Origin of the sequence: Streptomyces sp. NBC_01775 (assembly GCF_035917675.1) — a bacterium.
Taxonomy (GTDB): domain Bacteria; phylum Actinomycetota; class Actinomycetes; order Streptomycetales; family Streptomycetaceae; genus Streptomyces.
The window spans coordinates 8,691,251-8,710,691 of the sequence record NZ_CP109104.1 but is presented as its reverse complement, the minus strand read 5'-3'; the positions used below and the strand labels follow the sequence as shown (position 1 = coordinate 8,710,691).

Sequence of the window (19,441 nt, the reverse complement as noted above, 5' to 3'; positions counted from 1 at the left end):
TGCGGATCCGGCAGTGCCATGACCCTGCACAGCGGAGTCATCCGCCCGGCTCCCACACCCAGTTGGGTAGCCAGACGGGTAGTCGGCCCGTCCTGCCAGCGCGGGCCCGACACGCTCCAGCATGTGGTTCAACCGAGTGGTGAAGCGCGCGTATAGGAGTCGTGCACTCGGTCCGAGAGCCGACCACCATCGGGCAGACCGCGCCGGTCGCACGGCGTCTCGCCACGATGTCGACGCTGCCGAAGGCAGCGGTTACCCCTTCGACGTCCACCTCGTCGATCTCGTCGAACGCCGGCGAGTCCCAGAACAGTGAGTCGGCCTGCATGACCTCCGGCGTCACCGGCCACAGTCGGTGAACGGCGGAGGTCCACAGCTACCTGACGGGGCATCACCGCCCACTGCCCGGTGGTGAGGCGTACGCGGTCTCACGCGAGGCCAGTACCTCGTAAACGAACACAGCGGCAACCCTTCGCGACCACTGCCCAAGATCCGCACCAAAGCACAGGGTTCACTGACGAAGCCAAGGTTCTCCGGCGCCTACCCGGGCTACGGCGGAACCGCGCCAGGCGCGGCGATCGTCATATGTCGAGTCGGGCGAGGGTGACGCCTGAGCCGTGGCTCGCCGGGTTGCGTATTCTCTGGACCGTTTGCAGGCGACGTACAGGATCAGCAACGGGGGCAGGCGATGAGTGGCGGCATGGGGCAGAACCCTTGGGGGCCGTACGGCGGACAACCGCCGGGGGGTCCGGCGCCGGTCTGGCCTCCGGTTCCGCGGCGTCGTCCCTCGTGGGGAAGCCGGGTGTGGCGCACGATCAATCCGATCGCGGTGGGTCGCCGGGTGTTCACCCCTTCGCGGCCCGACCGGGTTCAGGACCCGGCTGTGAAGAAGGTCCAGGTCGTGCGCACGGTGGTCGGCTTCGCGGCGGTGGTGTGCATTTTGCTGGCGTACCGGCTCGTGACGGACGCCGAGGGTCTGTTGGACCAGCGCATGGATCAGGTCGAGACCTCTGTGAACCTGCTCGCGATCACGTTCCCGGTCTGCGTGGCGGGTTTCATCGCAGCGACCCGCCCGCCCAGCCGGCAGCTGTTCCTGCGGCGTGCGCTGAAACCGCTGGGAGCGCTGTGCGCGCTGTTCTGCTCGATCGTCTTCGTCCTGCTGCTCGGAAACGGTGTGTTCGGGGACGTTCTCATCTCCAGTAAGGCGACGCCGTCGCCCGGGGCCTACGCACGCCTCGCCTTCACGCTCTTCTTCCTGTTGTGGGTGGTGCCGTTCATCCTCTACGGCATTGCCATGGTCCTGATTCATGTGTTCCGCACCGCCGACATCCACGAAGCGCTGCCGCCGCTGCTGGCGATGGTGCTGGTGTGGGAACTCGCCGTCTCTGACTTGTTCACCGGCGCCTACGACGCCGCGCCCTTCGGCGTGCGGATGGCCCTCATCTTCGGTGCGCCGTTGTCCATCACCGCGTTGAGCCTGTGGGAGCTCAGGCGGCTCCGCTCACGCCATGGCATCACGGTGCGACAGGCAATGCTCCGCTGATCGGACGGAGCCGGGACGGGCGGCATCACATGGAGGACCGAGGTGGTGCTCCAGTCCCCGAAGACGAACCCCACGAGGTCGTCCATCAGTGGGGCCTCGGCTCACGCGAGGCCCACGACGGGATCAGACGGTGAGGACGAGCTTGCCCTGGAGGTGACCGCCGTCGAGCAGCCGGTGCGCGTCGGCGACGCGCTCGAACGGGAACGTCTCCTGCACGTGGACCCGGAGCCTGCCCTGTTCGACGAGTTCGACGAGACCTCGCAGGGCGACCGGATCGGGGTCGACCGCGATGCCGCTGAAGCGCATGCCGGCGGCCTCGTACTTGGCGGCGAGCTCCGGATCCTCCTCGGCGACCGCCGTCACCAGGTGACCGCCTGGGCGGAGCACTCCGAGCGACCGCTCGACGGTGTCGCCGCCGATCGTGTCGAGCACGACGTCGATGTCGCGGACCGCGTCGGTGAGGTCGACCGCCGTGCAGTCGATCACCTCGTCGGCGCCGAACCCCTAGACGAACTTCCGCTTGCTCCCGCCGGCGGTCGCGATCACATGCGCGCCGAGCGCTTTAGCGATCTGGATCGCGACGTGGCCGACCCCGCCACCACCGCCGTGGACCAGAACCCGGTCGCCCTCGGTCACGCCGCCGAGGTCGACGAGGCCCTGCTGGCACATCGGGGTGGTGGTCATGGCCGCCGCACGACGGGCTTCTTGGACCGTGTCCTACGTGGTGAGTCGTGTAGGACACGGTCTGCATGACAGCTTCGCCATGACCTCCGATTCGTCCACTTCCGGTGGCCCGGCCACCGTGGCCGCCGCACCCCGTCCGGCCCGGCCGGTGCCCGCGCCGGGAGCCGTGGACGCAGTGCGGCGGCCGTGTCAGCCGTCACCGCAACCGGAGTCGGCCCTCACGGCGGGGGCTGCGTCCTCGCGAAGCTCCGGGATGCGCTGCGCAGGGCGTTCAGACAGGAGTTGATCTGTTCACGGCTGGCGCCTTCCGGCGCGCCCTCGTCGTACCACTCGACGAAGGTGGGGCCGCTGTCCTCCCCGTACTTGTTCCGCCACCGCTGCCAGTGGATGCGTACCTCGGCGTAGAGCCCGTAGTGCCGGAGGGCCTGCCGCAGGGCCACCAGTGTCTCGGCGACCCGGTGTTCGTCGGGTGGTGGCGGCGCCGTGCCGATCGGCCCGAACTCCTTGGCCAGCGCGGACAGTACGCCGTTGACGAGTTGCTGGTCCCGGCGGATGGACGCACAGGCCTCCTCGTTCTTTGTGGTCGCCACCCGCAGATAGCCCGTCAGCTTGTCGATCTTCTTCTGGTAGTCGTCAATGGCGGCTTGGAGCTCCCCGGCGTTCTTCTTCGCCGAGATCCAGCTCAGGCCTATCTCCAGCCCCGCGGTGACGAGAAAGCCCAGACCCGCTGCCGCGACACTCGCCCCGGACAGCGTCTCCATGGCACCCGCGCCGAATGCCTCTGCGACCTCCGCCGTGGCCTCCTCCGCCGTGGGTTCGGCGAGGGTGACACCGAGCTCGTCGAGCGCCGCGGGCAGTTCCTCCACCGTCTGGGAGGGCAGGAATTCCGCGGCGGCGTTGAGCATCGAGTGCCGGGCCAGCAGCCCGAGCCGCACCGCCAACTGGCCCAGGACCATTCCGCCGCCGTAGCCGTTGAGCGTCTGCGCGATGTCGAGCGGGAGGGTGCCGGGACGGCCGAGCTCGGGCCGGACGGCCTGGGCGTCAGCGGCACTCAGCAGTTTCTCCAGTTCCTCGTCCGAGTCCTTGACGGTCTCGGTGATCACAGTGAGCAGCGCGACGCCCGCGGCGAGCGAACGCCCGTCGGTACGCCGGGACCGCAGGGCGTCGATCTGGGTGGTGACCTGCTGGTGCAGCAGTGTGGCGGTGCCGTAGAGAGCGACGGCGCGGTCGTGCAGTTCGGAGACGTGGTAGACGCCCTCGCTGATCACCGACCCGACCGTCTGGCGCTTCACGCCGGCGTCTCCGGGCCAGCCGAAGTTGGGCATGCCGGACACGTGCTCACCTGCTTTCCTGCTCGGGGTGGAACTCGGGAGACAGGTGCGCGACGCGCTGGAGACAGGCCCGGGTCCACCCGAGGGAGAGGCCCTCGGCCTCGGCCCGGGCGGTCCAGTCCGCGAGGGCCTGGTCTTCGTCGCGTGGGCGGGCGGTCATCGCGTGCCGGATGCGGACCGGCAGGGCGAGGCGGGGCGCTGCGACCATGAACAGCCCCAGCACCCGGGGCAGCCCGGCGCCGTCCTCGGCCGGCGGGGTGTGACGGAGCGCGTCCGTCAGCTCCGGCAACACCTCCTGGTAGGGCTGGAGCAGCCGGGACAGGATCTCGTGGCAGGCGCGCTGCCGCTGGAGGGTGGTGTCGAGGACGGAGGGCAGCGGCCTTTCCAGCGCGCCGATGAGCAGTTCGGCCTTGGCTGCCTGATGCTCCATCATTTGCCGTAACCGGGGCCCCTCCTGCGGGTTCTCGTGCCAGCGGCGGCGCAGCTCCGGCAGACCGAGGACACCGGGGAGCAGCGCCGCCGTCCGCATCAGGGTCCAGCCGGTGGCCTTGCGCAGCCGGTCGCCGACCTCGTCGAGGCCGGTCTCGGGGCCCAGGTCGGCGGGGGTCAGTGGGCGAGCAGGACCCTCGCCGCCGTGGGTCAGCCCCTCCCGCCGGGCTACCCGGAGCAGTGCGGCACAGCCGCCCTCGCCGTCGCCCTCGTCCAGGAGATCCTGGGCGACGGAGCCGAACCACCAGGGCACGGCGGAGTAGACCTTGGGCAGGCGGGCGTGCCGGAACAGTCCGGAGACCGTCGCGGGCAGCGCACCGGGCGGCGGCTGTCCGACAGACTGTTCCGCGTAGCTCCCGGAGCGCAGCTTCAGGTGGAAGGCGTCGTACGGGCCCTGCGGCTGGGTCAGCGCCGCCTCGGCGAGCCGGGTCAGCATCTCCACCCCGACGACGTACTGCAGTGTCTCCAGCGCGCTCAGCAGGGGTGCGGCGCGTGCGGCCAGTACGCGCTCGGAGTAGGCGAGCCGGGCGGTGAGCGCATCCGGGGTCAGGGGCGGGCCGGGGGCGGTGGTGCCGGGGACCGTGGTCGGGGCGCTCACCGGCTCGCTCCTTCCCCGGCCGGTGCCTGAGCCGAATACACCCGCTTCGACACCGTATCCAGGAGATCGGCGTACTGCTTCAGCTGCTCGGAGGTGAAGGTGGTGTCCGCGCCCTCGATGTACCAGTCGATGAACTTCTGCTCGCTCGCGTGGGGGTGGCGATTCATGTACGCGTGCTTCTTCGCCTTCAGATCGCTGAAGATCGTGTAGTGGCGCGTCATTGCCGTGCCGTACGCGGTCCATTCCGCGTGGTTGTCGTAGCCGAAGTGCGCCGGCTTGCTGATCTCGGGCCCTTGGCCGCCGAAGATCTTCAGCATGCCGTCCCCGAAGTCGGCGAGCCGCCTCTGCTCCTTCACGAGCAGGTCCTCAGCCTTCTTGATCTTCTGGGTCAGTGTGGTGACGGCCTTGTTCATCTTGGTGACCGCGGGATGCAGCTTGTCGATCTCCGCGTTCAGCTGGTCCCGCTCGGTCGCTCCGGAGATGGCCCCGCAGATGACGTCGATACCGATCGCGACACCGAGGCCGATGCCGATGCCGGCGAACTCCCCGAGACTGGCCCTGCTCATGGCCCCAGTGGCGTCCTCGGTGCTCACCTCGGGGCCCACGGTCGACGCCTCGATCTCCGCGGTCTCCTCACCGACCGGCGGGGCCGACTCCTCCGCCGACATCGAGACCACGCCGACATCGCTGTCCGGCTCGACCTTGAGCCCCGCGCTCTCGGAGGTCGAGACGCCGGACCGCCCGGCCGCGTCGACCAGGGTCTCCTCCGGCTTGACGATCTCCGGCACCACCTTCGCGATGCCCCCGCGTACCGCCTTGGGGATGTACTCCGCCAGCGCGTTCTTCGCCCGGTTCAGGGCCTTGAAAACATAGGCTCCCGCGCTGAATTCGGTGACGAAGGAGATGACCTCGGCGGGCAGCGAACCGGTGGCCGGCGGTTCCAGCGCCTCGACCTTCTCCCGGTACTGGAGATAGTCGCTGCTGCCCAGAGACGTCTCGTTGATGGTCATCATCAGCAGCAGATTGGTGGTGACCATGCGCTTGTACTGGTCGACGCGGTGCGCGGCCGTAATGCCGTCCTGGAGGATCGCCTCCTGATCATCCAGGGCCGATTTATGCAGTTGATTGACCTCCTCGCGCCGGTGCGGCAGGTGGTACATCCAGTCTGCCCAGGGGATCGAGCCCATGCGGTGTGCCCCTCGCTCGTGCCGTGGCGTATGCGCGTACGCCGTCGTCCGTGCCAGCCCTTCCCCGTACGGGCGCTCCGTGCACACGTTCCCGACTTCGGGCTGAGATGAGGTAGTCGGCCCATCGGCAGTCATACAGGTGGGGGCAGCTGTCGTCGGCGTTGTCGCATCCCCGGCACAGCAGGCCTTCTCCGAACTAAGCCGGACAGCAGGTCAGTTGTCCCGCCGTATGCGTGCCTGCTCTCGAAGCCCTGGCAGGTTCAAGACCGCGTCCTACATGGTCGGTTGACCGTTTTCCTGGGAATGGGGTGACAGTCTTCAGGAGGTGGACTTGACGAAGATAAGGTCACCGTCGAGCAGTGCGGACTCGATGGGCTGGTAGTACATCGTCTCATCCTTGCCGGAGCCGCCGGACCCGCTGAGCACACCTTGGGCGATGACGTGGGTGTCCTTCTTTTCAGGGTCCATCTGGTAGACGGAGCCGCCGCTGTCGCCACTGTCGCTGTGCAGCGCGGCCGACGACATACCCGTACGCACAGCGCCGTCGGTGTAGGTCACCGAAATGTCATGGGCGAGGATCGGGCCACAGGTCTGCTTCGACTTGTAGCCGGACTTGCATATTTCGGTGCCGACCGGCGCCTTGCCGAAGCCGGATATCTTCGCCTTCTTGTCGTCGTGGTAGAGGGTGACACCCGTGGTCGGGCGCGGGGCCGCGATGTCGTCCACGTGGATGGTGCCCCAGTCCATCGGTTCTGAGTTGGTGTTGGTCGTGCCTCCGAAGTGCAGGCCGTTGTACCGCCACAGGGCGTGGTCACCCTCCGTGCAGTGGCCCGCGGTCATGATCAGGTCGGCGCCGCTCTTGTCCTTCACCCACCACCCGATGGAGCAGCTCCTGTCGTTCGTGCCCTCGATCTTGTGACCGTTGTCCATGCCGCTGTTGGTCGCCACGGGCTTGTCGGTGGACCGAATCTTCACCACGGGCCCCAAGGCGCGCACCGCGTCGATGAATTCCTGGGTCTTCCCCTTGTGCATCGTGGATTTCGCCACCTTGACGGTGACCACGTTCGCGCGGACGTCGGTGTACCAGGTCACGCCGCTCGGGCTGAAGCGCTTCGCGAGCTTGTCGACCGAGCTCTTGGCCGCGCTGAGCTCTTCTTCCGAGTACTTGACCAGGCGAGTCTCCGTTCCTTCCGCGTCGACCTCGGCGGCGTGTCGCTTGTCGGTGACGGCCACGACGAGCTTGCCGCTCTTCTGGTCGATCCAGTTGCCTCCGCTCCATTTGGGCTTCAGTGAGGGCTGGAGCTTCTTGGCCGTCTTGACGAGCTTTTCCTGACGGTTGAGCAGGGACGTGGCTTCTTCCCCGCTCATGTTCCGCTCCTTGGCATATGACTCGGTGACTGCGTTGACCTGCGACTCGGACTCACCCTTGGGCTGCGAAGTGCCCGCATTCACGGTCTGAACCCCGCCCACGGTCAGCGCTACACCGCTGGTCACCGCCAATGCTGCCGTCAGGCTTATTCTGCGACTCAGTCGAAAAGACATCTTCACTCCCTGCATTCGTAATCGGATTGCTCATGCCGTATTCCAAGCCGGCGAGAGTCCGATGTCTTCGGACTCGTCAGGCCAGCTGGATGTAGCTGCTTCACGGTCAACGCCCGCAGTCCCGTGAGTCGTACTTCCAGGCCCCTGATGCACTTCACGGTGCTGTGCAGCGGTGTTGCGTATCCGGTATCGGTCAACGAATCGAGATGTACGCCCACTTTCCGTCCGGGGTCCATGGATGTGTCCGTGTGCACATGAGGAACTCATTGCGAGTCGCGGTTTCGATGCCGGTTGTGGAAATCACTACTACGGAGCCATGCCGCAGATGGTTCAACCCCGATTCCGCAGCCGTCAGGATTCGTTGATCGTCGCGGGGCAGGTACGCGAGGTTCCGGTGGGGTTCGGGCCGGACTGTGCCGAACGCTGTGGGACGCCGGGTTCGACGGACTCGCGGAGCACCGCCCCGCCGACGAAGGCCTACTGACCTGCGGACGGCGCCTTCCGTCGGCCGGCCGGCCACGGCAGGGAACGCGGATCGTAACTATCGCGCCCCGGCGGCCCTTGTCGGCCCAGCGCTCCAAGCCGGCGCCGCCGAGGGATCGAGGATGCCGGGGGTGAGCGACGCTGACCGAGACCTGCACCGCGTACGAGTACCGGACGACCTGGCGGCGCTGCACTACCCGCAACCCCTCCACGATGAGCCGGAGTTCATCGTCCGTAACGTGTGGCGCCAGTTCGCGGGCTGGTACGACGGCAACCCCGCCCACCTCAAGCCCGCCACCGACGAGCAGTTGGCGGCCGAACTGGCCGCCCTGAGCGGGGACGCCCAGGTCCTCGCCGACCGCGCGCTGGAGTTGGCCCGCGCTGGTTCCCACCGTCTGGTGTGCCACCTCGCCCAACTCGCCGGCGACGCCTCCCCCGACGACACCGCCGTCCACACCGCCCGGGCCGAGGTCTACGCGCTCCGTGCCGCTCAGGAGCGCAGCACCATGTCGACCGGCATCTTCACCTGGGCCGAAGCCGAATCACGAGGCGTCCTCGCCGGCACCGACGCCATGACCGAGCGTGGCGTTGGGCGTCGCCTCCGGTCATGAGTTACGGGTGTTGAAGGGCCGAAGAACTCGATCTCGGCGATGGACACCTGCTTCTCGGCGTCGGCCCGGTAGGCCGAACGGATCGTGAAGCGGACCGCGGTGACGTTCTGGGCGCGGAAGGGACGGCGCTGGAAGCCGGTGCCGTCGTCGAGGACGATCTCCCTGGTGGTCGTCTTGCCGTCGTCCGTGGTGATGCGGGCGTCGATGCGGTGCGGGAGGGCGGACTTCCCCTGGTCCTCGGCGTGGGTGGACCGGCCCGGCGTGATGCCGATGTCCAGCAGGCGCACCGGATCCTGGAAGCGGGCCTCCAGCCATTCGCCCTCGGCGGACTGGGTGATCCCCGGTCCCCACCAGGAGTTGCTGACCACGTCGAACGCCTTGTCCGGGCCGTGTCCGGAGTACGAGCGGGACGCCTTGTAGTAGTCCGGGGCGAGCGGGGCGCGCTTGGAGAAGTGGTCGCGTACCGCGCTGACGGCCCGCGGGGTCTGGAACAGGGCCCAGGCCACCAGGGCCAGTACCACCGCGAGGCCCACCCAGCGCAGGACGCGGCCCAGTTGGCGGCGCAGGCGGGGGCGGTCGCCGGCCCAGGGCGCCTCCCTGTTGCGGTGGTCGAGCATCCGTCGCCACCAGGGGCGGAGGGCCGGGTTCTCCGGGCCCTGCGCCATCGGCATGGCGCACCGGGCGCAGAAGTGACGGTCGGGGCGGTTGGCGAGATGGCACCAGGGACACGCGATGCCGCCCTGGTTCTCCGGCTCACCCGGGACGCGGACCTCCGGGCGGGCGGGAGCCGGGCGGCCCGGGAGGACCGGGGGCCTGGCTTTGGTCGTTGCCACCGCCCGCTGTCGCCTGGCGGATGGCACGTTCGACGTCGAGCGTGGTGTCCTGCCGCTGGCGGGCGTCGGCCGAAGCGGAGGCCGGGCGGGGTGCCGGCCTTGGCGGAGCGCCGTCTCACGCGCGGGGTTCTTAGCGAAGACGCCCATTGGCTGCATGTGTCCTCGACGGGGGCGTTGCTGGGCACATCAACCTCACACACCCGAAACTGACGAGAGTCTCGCCGCCTTCCGTCCCGTCACTGGCAGGGAAGTTCTTGTTGAGGTTGGTCCACCCGGTCTGACACAGCGCCCCCGTGTCCGCCGACAGGTGAGTAGGGGCCCGGGTGCTGGAGCCCCACACGCTGCCGTGCCAGCTCACAGGTTGACCCCCGTACGAGCTCTCAGGCGACCAGGCTGACCAGACCCCCGGCTGGCTTCGCGCCGGCCCGCCTGTGTCTTGGTTGGTCACGAGCCGCAGCAGCCGCCCGCCGTGCTCTCCTGGGCGGTAGCCGTGGCCGGTGCCCCGGTTGGGACCGCTTGCGGCGCCGGAGTGCAACAGCCGCTGGGCTGGTCGGTCTCGGGAGCGTCGAAGAGCCCGGCGCCGCCGCAGACTCCGGTCTCCGGGAGAGTGAGCTCGACGTGGTCGGCGGATTCGATGTCTCCGGCGATGGCTGCTGCGACGGAGCGAACCTGTTCGTATCCGGTCATCGCGAGGAAGGTGGGGGCGCGGCCGTAGGACTTCATGCCGACCAGGTAGATGCCCTGCTCGGGGTGGGACAGCTCGCGGTGGCCGTGGGGGTAGACGGTGCCGCACGAGTGGAGGTTGGGGTCGATGAGCGGGGCCAGTTCGATCGGGGCCTGGAGGCGCTCGTCCAAACCGAGGCGGATTTCGGAGAGGAAGGAGAGGTCGGGGCGGAACCCGGTCAGCGCGATCACCTCATCCACCGGCTCCAGGCGCCTTCCGTCCTCACCCACGAGGACCAGGCGGTTGCTGCTGTCCCGCTCGATCGCATCGGTACGGAATCCCGTTACAGCCTCGGCGTAGCCACCGTCCACGGCAGCCTTCGCTACGAGGCCGAGGGCGCCGCGGGCGGGGAGCTGGTCGGCCTCGCCGCCGCCGAAGGTGGAGCCGGACAGGCCACGCCGCAGGATCCACACCACCTTCGTACCGGCTGCTTCTTCCGTCTTGGCGAGGTCGGCCAGACAGGCAAGGGCCGTGAAGGCGGAGGCACCCGAGCCGATGACCGCAGTGCGCTTGCCCGTGTAACGGGCGCGTACGGCGGGGTCCTTGAGGTCGGGGACGCGGTAGGTGACGCGGTCGGCTACTGACTTCTCGCCGAGCGCGGGCAGGCCGCTGCCGCCCGCGGGGCTGGGAGTGCTCCAGGTGCCGGAGGCGTCGATCACCGCGCGGGCCGTGACCCGCTCCTCCTGGCCGTCGGCTTGCTCGACGTGTACGACGTAAGGCTGGGTCTCGCGGTCGGCGTCCACGACGCGGTCGCGCCCCGCACGCGAGACGCCGGTGACAGTGACCCCGAAGCGCACCTTCTCGCCGAGGACGTCGGCGAGCGGCTGGAGGTAGTGCTCGGCCCAGTCACCGCCGGAGGGGTAGGTGGCCGCCTCGGGCTTGGTCCAGCCGGTGGGGGCCAGCAGCTTCTCGGCCGCGGGGTCGGTCACCTCACTCCAGGGGGAGAACAGCTTCACGTGGGCCCACTCGCGCACAGTTGCCCCGGCGGCCGGGCCGGCCTCCAGAACGAGGGGCTCGATGTCCTGCTGGATCAGGTGCGCGGCTGCGGCCAGGCCGACCGGTCCGGCGCCGATGACGACGACCGGGAGCTGCTGGGTGTTCATGACGGTCTCCTCGATGGGCGTTCCGGGCACGGGGCTGGTCAGTGGGGGGTGAGTGTGCGGGTGAGGGCGGCTCACCGGGGGCGCTGCTTCACACCCCGTGCCCGGCAGGCGGTGTCGCTCCATGCGGCTGTTTCGATTTCTGTCGATGCCTTGCACTGCCAGCCTCGCACCTGATTCGATACCCGTCAACATAGACGTTTATCTAACCAGGAGTCTTTCATGGAGCACGTCGACGTGCTCGCCAAAGGGGCGCCCGATCGACGAGAGGTCTTCGCCGGTATCGAGGGGGCGATGGCCGTCTGGATCGGCGGAGTGCGGGAGGAGGTGGACGCGATCGTGCTCGCCACCGGCTACCGTCCCGACATGCCCTACCTGGCCGGCCTGGACACCGCCCTGGATGAGACTGGGCACCCCCGGCACCGCGAGGGGCTCTCCCTCACCCATCCGGGCCTCGCCTTCGTCGGGCTGGATTGACAGCGCAGCCTCTCGTCCAACTCCCTGCGCGGAGTCGGGCGGGACGCGGCTCGTGTCGCCCGCCGCCTCGCGGCCCACCTCGGGGACCGCTGACTCTGGACCGTCTGATTCGACATGTGTCAACATAGATGTATGTCGAATACGAAGGTGTCGCCGCTGGTCGAGCCCGACAGCCAGAACGTGGCGCCGTGCTGCCCCCCGCTGTCCGAGCGGCCCTTCACCGCCCAGGAGGCGGAGATTGCCGCCCCGATGTTCAAGGCGCTCGGCGACCCGGTGCGCCTGCGGCTGTTCTCGGCCGTGGCCTCCCACGAGGGCGGCGAGGCGTGCGTGTGTGACATCGCGGATGTCGGCGTTTCCCAGCCGACGGTCTCCCACCACCTCAAGAAGCTCAAGGAAGCGGGCCTGCTCACTTCCGAGCGGCGGGGCACCTGGGTCTACTACCGCGTCGAGCCTTCCGTGTTCGCGGCGATGGGCCAGCTGCTGACCACGCCGCGCGCGGCCTGAGCAGCCGCACAAGGAGTCGCATTGAGCGGGACGGGGCCGCCGCGCGGAATTCAACGCCGAGACGCAGAACAAGGCCCGCCGCAGGGACGCGAGCGAGACCGCCCTGTTCCAGAGCGTCTTCTCCAAGGACGCGCCCAAATCCGGGCAGCCCAGGCTCCGGCTGATGGCCGATGACGGCAGCGACACCTTTGACAGCGTCCACCGAGGCGCGATGGCCTTCGCCGAGGCCTGCTACGCGGGCATCCCCAACCCCGACAGCCACGAGGACGGCCTCCCCGAACCGCCCGAGCACGAGGCGCTGGAACAGCTGGCCGCCTTCAGCGTGCCGGCCCGCCGGGTGGACCAAGCACAGGTCACCCCCTGAAGACCGGCCCCTCCCTCAACGCGGCAGCCCGCCGCCCGCCAGCCGCCAGCCGCCCACCTGCGCGGGGGCGGGCCCCTCAGACCTCCCGCACGGCCGGCTGCGCGTCGGTGAACCTTCGGCGCCAGGCCAGGGAAACGTAGACCAGGCCGATCAGGACGGGGACCTCGATCAGAGGACCGACGACACCGGAGAGGGCCTGCCCGGAGGTCACCCCGAAGGTGGCGATGGCCACGGCGATCGCCAGTTCGAAGTTGTTGCCCGCCGCCGTGAACGCCAGCGTGGCCGTACGGTCGTAGGCCAGCCCCAGGCCCTTGCCCAGGACGAAGGTGCCGAAGAACATCACCGCGAAATACACCAGCAGCGGCAGTGCGATCCGCACCACATCCAGCGGCTGCGAGGTGATCGTCCTCCCCTGGAGCGCGAAGAGGATGACGATCGTGAACAGCAGCCCGTACAACGCCCACGGCCCGATCCTCGGCAGGAACCGCTCCTCATAGGCCGCGCGCCCCATCTTCCCCTCGCCCAGGCGGCGAGTGAGGAACCCGGCCAGCAGCGGTACACCGAGAAAGACGATGACGTTGAGAGCGATGTGCCACACGGAGACATCCAGGCCCTGGCCGTCGCCCAGGTTCAGCCAGCGTGGAAGCAGATCCAGGTAGAACCAGCCCAGCAGGCCGAACGCGATCACCTGGAAGACGCTGTTGAGCGCCACGAGCACCGCGGCTGCCTCGCGGTCACCGCAGGCCAGGTCGTTCCAGATGATCACCATGGCGATGCAGCGCGCGAGCCCGATGATGATGAGACCTGTGCGGTACTCCGGCAGATCCGGCAGGAAGATCCACGCCAGCGCGAACATCACTGCCGGGCCGACAAGCCAGTTGATGACCAGCGAGGAGGCCATCAGCTTCCGGTCGCCGGTCACGGCGTCGAGCTTGTCGTAGCGGACCTTGGCCAGTACCGGATACATCATCACCAGCAGGCCGACCGCGATCGGCAAGGAGATGCCGCCGATCTCGACGGCGGCCAGGGCGTCGTTCATACCGGGAACCAGCCGGCCCAAGGCCAGGCCGATGGCCATGGCCAGCAAGATCCACACCGCGAGGTAACGGTCGAGGGTGGAGAGCTTCTTGACGACCGAGTCGTCTCCATCGACCACCGTGGGGGCCATGCCGGCAGGTTCGGTGGAAGTCACGGGCAGGCCCTCTTGTTCCCGGCGGCACCACGGGCGGACTCGGCGAGCCCTGCGAACTGCTCGGACAAACCGGCCAGCACCTCGGGCTTGAGCTTGTAGTAGGTGAAACGGCCGCACGGCTCGGTCTCCACCAGCCCGGCCTCACGCAACACCTTCATGTGATTGGACAGGTTGGTCTGCCTGGCCCCCGTCTCCTCCACCAGGTGCGTGGTGCACAGCGTCTCTCGCGCCAGCAACATCACGATCTTCCAGCGAAGCGGGTCACCAAGAACCCGAATCACATCAGTTTCGACTGAAGTCAGCATGCGCTGATATTCTCACATCATTGCCGACTGATGCCAACGGCCGGATCGGCCCCAGAACCGCTGCCCCTTCTTTGCAAGCCCCCGCGAGACGAGAGAGCACGCCTGATGCCCGAAACTTCCGGCCACAAGCCGTCCGTCCTGTTCGTCTGCGTCCACAACGCCGGCCGCTCCCAGATGGCCGCCGCCTGGCTCACCCACCTTGCCGGGGACCGCTTCGAAGTCCGCTCCGCCGGCTCCGCGCCCGCCGATCAGGTCAACCCCGCCGTGACCGAGGCCATGCACGAAGTCGGCATCGACATCTCCGCCGAGACCCCGAAGATCCTCACAGTCGACGCCGTCCAAGAGTCGGACGTGTGCGTCACGATGGGCTGCGGCGACGCCTGCCCCGCCTTCCCCGGCAAGCGCTACCTCGACTGGAAACTCGACGACCCCGCAGGTCAAGGGGTTGGTGCCGTCCGCCCGATCCGCGACCGGATCAAGGCCCTGGTCGAGAAACTCGTCACCGAAGTTACCCCCGAGAATCGAGGCACTACGGCGTGAGACGGCTCTGAACCACCGCGCCGACGGCGTCCCGCTTTGCTCCCGAACACTCGGCATCGGAGATGGCCCGGGTGCCCTCAGCCGTGGACATCGATTGACGGAGATCCATAAGACGCCCCAGGAGGCGCGTACCGAAGTCCACCGGCCACGGCGAAGCCTCTCGGCCCGGCCAGCCAGCCGAGTCGGAGGGCGACGCCCCGGGAGCCGGGACGCAAGACCCAGCCCCCATCTCTCGGCGCCGCAACCCGTTAGCGAGCTCTCGATCACTACCGCGATGAGCCGAGTCGAAGACACCGACGCTGCCCAGCGCGGAGTGGAGCACCGAGATTGCTACCGCACCCACCTCCCTCGTACCCGACGATGGGAAGCGCGGGCTGTCGCAGGTCGGGACCTCCCCGCATACTCCGGACGGACAGCGGCGGGGAAGCCATGTCAATGACGAACCGCTGTGCAGCTACCGCCAGTTGGCAGGCACTGACGGGATCGTCGGGCTTTCGGAAGACGAGTCCGTCTTCATGGGCGATCAGTGGGGGGAATTCCTCGCCGACGAGCGTCACGGATGTTCTTCACTTGGAAGAACGAGGACCTAAGAACCGCGGCTACTTTTAGTAACTGCGATATCACGATCAGATGGGATGGTGCCGGGTAATATCCGGGTAACGCGGCACGAGGGGAAGCTGATCGAACTGTCCGACATGATCAGTGAGTTGAGAAGCCAACTCACCACCTCTCTGGCGGACAGCGCCGACGAGGCCGTCAGATTCGAGGTCGACTCCGTGGAGATCGAGGCGACCGTCGCCGTCAGCCGTGAGGGAGGCACCGACGCCAAGGTCCGGCTCTGGGTCGTCGACGCGGGGACGAACGGAAAATATGCGCACGCGCAGACTCAGAGGATCAAGGTCAGCCTGGCCCCCAAGGTCGTAGCGGATGGGAGGCCGCCACAGCCGGTCCTGATCGCGGGCGACGAAGCCGACAGCGAGCGCTGACCGCAATCTCATGTGGTATGACCAGGGACTCCGGCCGGAACGGGCCGCCGAGATCATCGTCGTCCTGAAGGCCCGCAGCGCGGGCAGTCAGGGTTCGGGCCGACGCGGTTCAGGCTATCTCTTGTCACCGGGGAAGGTGCTGACTGCCGCGCACGTCGTCGAGGGTGCGGGGAGCGTCCAGGTGCGCTTCCAGGCCGACCGGCCGGACGAGCGGATGGTCTCGGCAGAGGTGGCATGGCAACATCCCGGCATCGACGTCGCCATCCTCTCGGTTCCGGTCACGCCGGGTGATACGAAGGACGCGTCCCGCCCGTCTCGTTCGGCCAGGTCGGTGAGCGGGATGCCGTGCTGCGCTGCACCGCGCTGGGCTTCCCGCGCTTCAAGCTCCGTCCGGACACGCAGGGTTCATACTTCCGGGACGCGGAGCACCTGCACGCGACCTGCGCGGTCCTCGCCAACCGTCGCGAGGGCACCCTCGATTTGAAGATCGCCTCTCCTCCTGGCGACGATCCAGATCCTGGACGGGACGCCTGAGAGGGCATGTCCGGCGCGGGTGTCTTCTGCAACGGCCACCTCGTCGGCGTCGTCACCCGCCATCACCGTACCGACGGCCCCGGTCGCATCGCAGCGAGCCGGGTGGACCGCTGGGCCGACGCCCTGCCAGGGACCGAACTTACGGCTCTGGAACGCGTGGTGGGCCTGCGGCTAGCCCCTTCCGAGCTGCCTGACAGCACTCAGGTCGCCTCCTACGGGGCGCCACCGGTGGACCCCATGTCCTCCCTGGATCGGATCGACGTACCGCACGGATACGGCCCAGCCGTGCCTCTGGCCGTACCGCAGCGCCGGGTCGCACGGGATCGGCTGCGCGGACGCAACGGGCTGGTGACCGCCCTGACCGACGCACTCACCCGACGCGCGGCCGGGGACGCGGCCGTACCGGGTGTCTGGCTGCTGTCCGGGATGGGTGGCTGCGGCAAGACGACGGTCGCGCTGGAGACGGCCCACCAGCTGGTTGACGCGGCCACGCGGGTGTGGTGGGTGTCGGGCGAGAACGGCGAGGTCCTGTCCACGGCGCTGCGGGCGGTCGCCTTCGCTGCGGGGGCGCAAGCGGCTGACTTCGTCGGCTCCCGCCCGGCGGAGGTGCTGTGGACGCGTCTCAACGCGCTCACCACTCCGTGGCTGCTGATCCTGGACAACGTGGACGACCCCTCGACGCTGGCCGACGTGCCGTTCCGCACGGCGGCGATGGCCGCCGTGCGGCGCGGCACGGCCGATGGGGCCGGCTGGCTACGGGAGCCTGCGCACTACTGGGGAACGGTGCTGGCCACCAGTCGTGAGTCCCGCGGCGAACGGTGGGGACGCTGGGTACACATGGTCGGCGTCGACCTCCTGTCAGCCGAGGACGGCGCGAAGGTGCTGCATGACCTGTCGCCCCACGCGGGAAGTGTCCCGGAAGCCCGGGAGCTCGCCGAGCACCTGGGAGGTCTGCCCCTGTCGCTGAACCTCGCCGGCTCCTATCTGGCACGGGCGCTGGAAGACCCCTGGCCTTCACCGTCCACGCCCATGGCCTTCGCCGAGTATCGCCGCAGGCTCGACGCCGACTTGGCCGACATGGCGTCCGACCCGGACAGGGACCTGGGGCCGGTCCAGCGCAGTCGCCGGGCGATCCTGAGCACGTGGGAACTCTCCCTCGACCTGCTGCACCGCCAGGGCACCGACCTGGCCCGCCCACTGCTGCGGTTGCTGACCGTCCTCGGCCCTGCTCCCATCCCCTACCGGGAACTCATCGATCCAGAGCTGCTTGCCGGAAGCGAGCTCTTCCCCGATCCCGCACCTTCACGGCTCCGAGACGCGGTCACAGGGCTGGCCGGTCTTCAGCTGATCACCATCGAATTGACGCGCGACACAACCGAGGAGGGGCCGCAGCGATGGATCACCATTCATCCGATGGTCCGTGCCGCCGACCGCGCGCAGGCCGACTTCCCCCTGCAGCAGCCGTTGCTGCTCAGCCTCGTCACGGCGCTGCTGCACCGGTTCACCAGCACCTTGGAGATGAACAATCCACGGGACTGGCGGCTCTGGAGAGCCATCGCGCCGCACTGCGCCGCCCCGCTGGGACTACTGCCCGGAGACGAGCACAGCAATACCGACCGGCTGGACACGCACCTGGCTGCCGCCGCCACAGAGCCCGCGGTACGGGTCGCCCAGGTCCACAACTACATGGGGATGTACAGCGAGGCCGTCGCGGAACTCGACCGGCTCGTGGCGGTCAGGACGCGTCTGCTCGGTGACGAGTCGGCCGCGACGATCGCCACTCGGATGCACCTGGCCTGGGCAGTTGGCGATCAAGGCGACCTCATCCAAGCGGATCAGCTGTACCAGGACGTGGCCCTGGCGTGCGGACGGGCCCTCCCGGAAGGGCCCCCGTACGCGCAGTCGGCCCGCACCGGCCGGGGCCGGGTGCTGCGGGAACTGGGACGCTACGAAGCCGCCGAGGCGGAAATGCGGGAAGCACTCGACATGCGGCGCAGAGATCCTGAGGCAAGCCCGAGCAGCATCCTGCGCATCCGATACGACCTGGCGACGCTCGCGTACAGACGCGGACGATACGACGACGCGGTGACCGAGCTGCGCGACATCGCCCAGCGATACAAGACATTGCCGGGAAAGGAACTCGGTCTGGAGGCGCTCGTCACTGAGGTCGGCCTCGTACGCGCCCTGCGGGAAGCAGGGCACGCGCACGAGGCGGAGAACACCGCCGAGAGCACGGTGGGCAAGTACCTCACCGTCATGGAGCCTGACCACCCCGACATGCTCCTCGCTCGCCACGAGCGAGCCCGTCTCATCCGGGACCACGAGTCGGATCCCGAGTGCCTGAACCGGGCGAGGGACGAATTCACTGAACTCTGGCAGATCAACGCACACCGGTTCGGGCCGGACCACCCCTACGCCATCGCCGCCCGCCATGAACTCGCCACCGTCTGGCACCTGCTGGGACGGCCGGAGCTGGCGGCAGAACACTACGCCGCCGCGCTGGAGGCCGGCACACGACAGCTCGGCAAGCACCACCCCGACATCACCCGCTGCGCACACAACCTTGCCAGGGTGCGCGCCGAACTCGCCGAGCGGGAATCTTCACCGCCCGGTGAGAGAGCGGGCCCGGACGGGCCGGACGAGGCCCAGACACCAAACGGAGGCATCCCGATGGAAGACCGCTGGGACGACGAGGCCACAGTGGCGCCCGCCACCCCCGACTTGGCGGAACTCCCGCTCGAAGAAGCCTTGTCCCCCGGGCCTTCCATCAGCGCTCACCCCGCAGCAGCACGTCTTCTGGCTCGGTACGTGCATCCGCGTTCGACCCGCAGCACTGGCGGCGAAGGAGGCGCATCCGGAGGCTTTTCGGAGATCAGCTCCCCGGCAACCAGAAAACCGACCTTCGTTCCCACCTCCACCCCGCTCCCGACCCCGACCACCACTGAACACACGAACCGGTATACCTTCCCCAGCCCCGCCGAGACGCGGCTGCTCGCCACCGGCGATGAAGACCGCGCCCTGATCGTGCGGCTGCGTGCTCAGCAACGTGGTGCACGCGCGCTGGCCCTGGGCGAACTGCTTCGGCTCGCAGAGGTTGTCGCGCCCGACCGGCCGGACGAGAAACCCATGGCTCCAGAGGCACGGGCGATTCTCCAGCAGGCCGAACAAGCCGACCCGGTAGCGGTCTCCACCGTTTTGCTCGCCGGACCCGAGTGATCTCCGTCCCACGGGCTGGATACCGGTGAACCGCGTACGAACGCCCGTCGGACAGACACACTTCGACCTGGTTTTGGAAGACACGGATCCCTACCGGGAAACCGTCGGCCCCATGCCTCCGCACGCTCTGCCCCCGGTGGACGTCACACGCTGGCTACGGACGACTCGCGACGCGGGAGAATTGCTGGCCGATGTCGCCCC

At 68.5% G+C, this 19,441-nt stretch carries 15 protein-coding genes and 4 pseudogenes; 10 read left to right on the top strand and 9 right to left on the bottom strand.

What is annotated here, in order from left to right:
- Positions 1–799: 799 nt before the first annotated feature.
- Complete coding sequence (locus OHB04_RS38430; protein WP_326692248.1) at positions 800–1,540, top strand: hypothetical protein; 741 nt, start codon at positions 800–802, stop codon at positions 1,538–1,540.
- A gap of 123 nt (positions 1,541–1,663) precedes the next feature.
- On the opposite strand, the pseudogene OHB04_RS38425 reads toward OHB04_RS38430, so the two are convergent.
- The 5 genes and pseudogenes from OHB04_RS38425 to OHB04_RS38405 all read right to left on the bottom strand — a co-directional run.
- A pseudogene (locus OHB04_RS38425) lies at positions 1,664–2,200 on the bottom strand (zinc-binding dehydrogenase); the annotation flags it as partial.
- 242 nt (positions 2,201–2,442) lie between these two features.
- The gene (locus OHB04_RS38420) at positions 2,443–3,558 is read right to left on the bottom strand and encodes a hypothetical protein (protein ID WP_326809277.1); all 1,116 of its coding nucleotides are present in this window, start codon (positions 3,556–3,558) and stop codon (positions 2,443–2,445) included.
- A gap of 4 nt (positions 3,559–3,562) precedes the next feature.
- Complete coding sequence (locus OHB04_RS38415; RefSeq protein WP_326692246.1) at positions 3,563–4,642, bottom strand: hypothetical protein; 1,080 nt, start codon at positions 4,640–4,642, stop codon at positions 3,563–3,565.
- Positions 4,639–5,829: a hypothetical protein gene (locus tag OHB04_RS38410; protein WP_326692245.1), complete on the bottom strand. Its 1,191-nt coding sequence runs from the start codon at positions 5,827–5,829 to the stop codon at positions 4,639–4,641. The genes OHB04_RS38415 and OHB04_RS38410 overlap by 4 nt, the downstream gene beginning before the upstream one ends.
- A 318-nt stretch (positions 5,830–6,147) precedes the next feature.
- The gene (locus tag OHB04_RS38405; RefSeq protein ID WP_326692244.1) at positions 6,148–7,197 is read right to left on the bottom strand and encodes a S1 family peptidase; all 1,050 of its coding nucleotides are present in this window, start codon (positions 7,195–7,197) and stop codon (positions 6,148–6,150) included.
- Positions 7,198–7,976: 779 nt separating this feature from the next.
- On the opposite strand from OHB04_RS38405, the pseudogene OHB04_RS38400 reads away from it, so the two are divergent.
- Positions 7,977–8,342: pseudogene (locus tag OHB04_RS38400) on the top strand (alkyl sulfatase dimerization domain-containing protein); the annotation flags it as partial.
- Between the two features lie 2 nt (positions 8,343–8,344).
- Here OHB04_RS38400 and OHB04_RS38395 read toward each other — a convergent pair.
- The gene (locus OHB04_RS38395) at positions 8,345–9,298 is read right to left on the bottom strand and encodes an NADase-type glycan-binding domain-containing protein (protein ID WP_326692243.1); all 954 of its coding nucleotides are present in this window, start codon (positions 9,296–9,298) and stop codon (positions 8,345–8,347) included.
- Positions 9,299–9,742: 444 nt separating this feature from the next.
- Positions 9,743–11,125, bottom strand: a complete 1,383-nt coding sequence (locus tag OHB04_RS38390) for an NAD(P)-binding domain-containing protein (RefSeq protein ID WP_326692242.1) — start codon at positions 11,123–11,125, stop codon at positions 9,743–9,745.
- A gap of 219 nt (positions 11,126–11,344) precedes the next feature.
- Here OHB04_RS38390 and OHB04_RS38385 point away from each other — a divergent pair, with 219 nt between their 5' ends.
- The 3 genes and pseudogenes from OHB04_RS38385 to OHB04_RS38375 form a co-directional block, all read left to right on the top strand.
- On the top strand, positions 11,345–11,599 hold the full coding sequence (locus tag OHB04_RS38385; RefSeq protein ID WP_326809276.1) for a hypothetical protein: 255 nt from the start codon (positions 11,345–11,347) through the stop codon (positions 11,597–11,599).
- 132 nt (positions 11,600–11,731) lie between these two features.
- The gene (locus tag OHB04_RS38380; protein ID WP_326809275.1) at positions 11,732–12,103 is read left to right on the top strand and encodes an ArsR/SmtB family transcription factor; all 372 of its coding nucleotides are present in this window, start codon (positions 11,732–11,734) and stop codon (positions 12,101–12,103) included.
- Between the two features lie 64 nt (positions 12,104–12,167).
- Positions 12,168–12,467 (top strand): annotated as a pseudogene (locus tag OHB04_RS38375) (TIGR02391 family protein); the annotation flags it as partial.
- A 76-nt stretch (positions 12,468–12,543) separates the two neighbouring features.
- On the opposite strand, the gene arsB reads toward OHB04_RS38375, so the two are convergent.
- Both arsB and OHB04_RS38365 read right to left on the bottom strand, forming a co-directional pair.
- On the bottom strand, positions 12,544–13,659 hold the full coding sequence (gene arsB, locus OHB04_RS38370) for an ACR3 family arsenite efflux transporter (RefSeq protein ID WP_442815053.1): 1,116 nt from the start codon (positions 13,657–13,659) through the stop codon (positions 12,544–12,546).
- The gene (locus OHB04_RS38365; RefSeq protein ID WP_326692239.1) at positions 13,656–13,964 is read right to left on the bottom strand and encodes an ArsR/SmtB family transcription factor; all 309 of its coding nucleotides are present in this window, start codon (positions 13,962–13,964) and stop codon (positions 13,656–13,658) included. Before OHB04_RS38365 ends, arsB begins: the two co-directional genes overlap by 4 nt.
- 105 nt (positions 13,965–14,069) lie before the next feature.
- Between OHB04_RS38365 and OHB04_RS38360 the strand changes: the two genes are divergently transcribed.
- The 5 genes and pseudogenes from OHB04_RS38360 to OHB04_RS38345 all read left to right on the top strand — a co-directional run bounded on the left by OHB04_RS38360 (position 14,070) and on the right by OHB04_RS38345 (position 19,240).
- Positions 14,070–14,504, top strand: a complete 435-nt coding sequence (locus tag OHB04_RS38360) for an arsenate reductase ArsC (protein ID WP_326809274.1) — start codon at positions 14,070–14,072, stop codon at positions 14,502–14,504.
- Between the two features lie 635 nt (positions 14,505–15,139).
- Complete coding sequence (locus OHB04_RS38355; protein WP_326809273.1) at positions 15,140–15,490, top strand: trypco2 family protein; 351 nt, start codon at positions 15,140–15,142, stop codon at positions 15,488–15,490.
- Between the two features lie 10 nt (positions 15,491–15,500).
- Positions 15,501–15,791 (top strand): annotated as a pseudogene (locus OHB04_RS42040) (trypsin-like peptidase domain-containing protein); the annotation flags it as partial.
- A gap of 44 nt (positions 15,792–15,835) precedes the next feature.
- Entirely contained in the window at positions 15,836–16,024 is a 189-nt protein-coding gene (locus tag OHB04_RS38350; protein ID WP_326809272.1) for a hypothetical protein, read from the top strand.
- Positions 16,025–16,030: 6 nt separating this feature from the next.
- Positions 16,031–19,240: a tetratricopeptide repeat protein gene (locus OHB04_RS38345; protein ID WP_326809271.1), complete on the top strand. Its 3,210-nt coding sequence runs from the start codon at positions 16,031–16,033 to the stop codon at positions 19,238–19,240.
- Positions 19,241–19,441 lie beyond the last annotated feature (201 nt).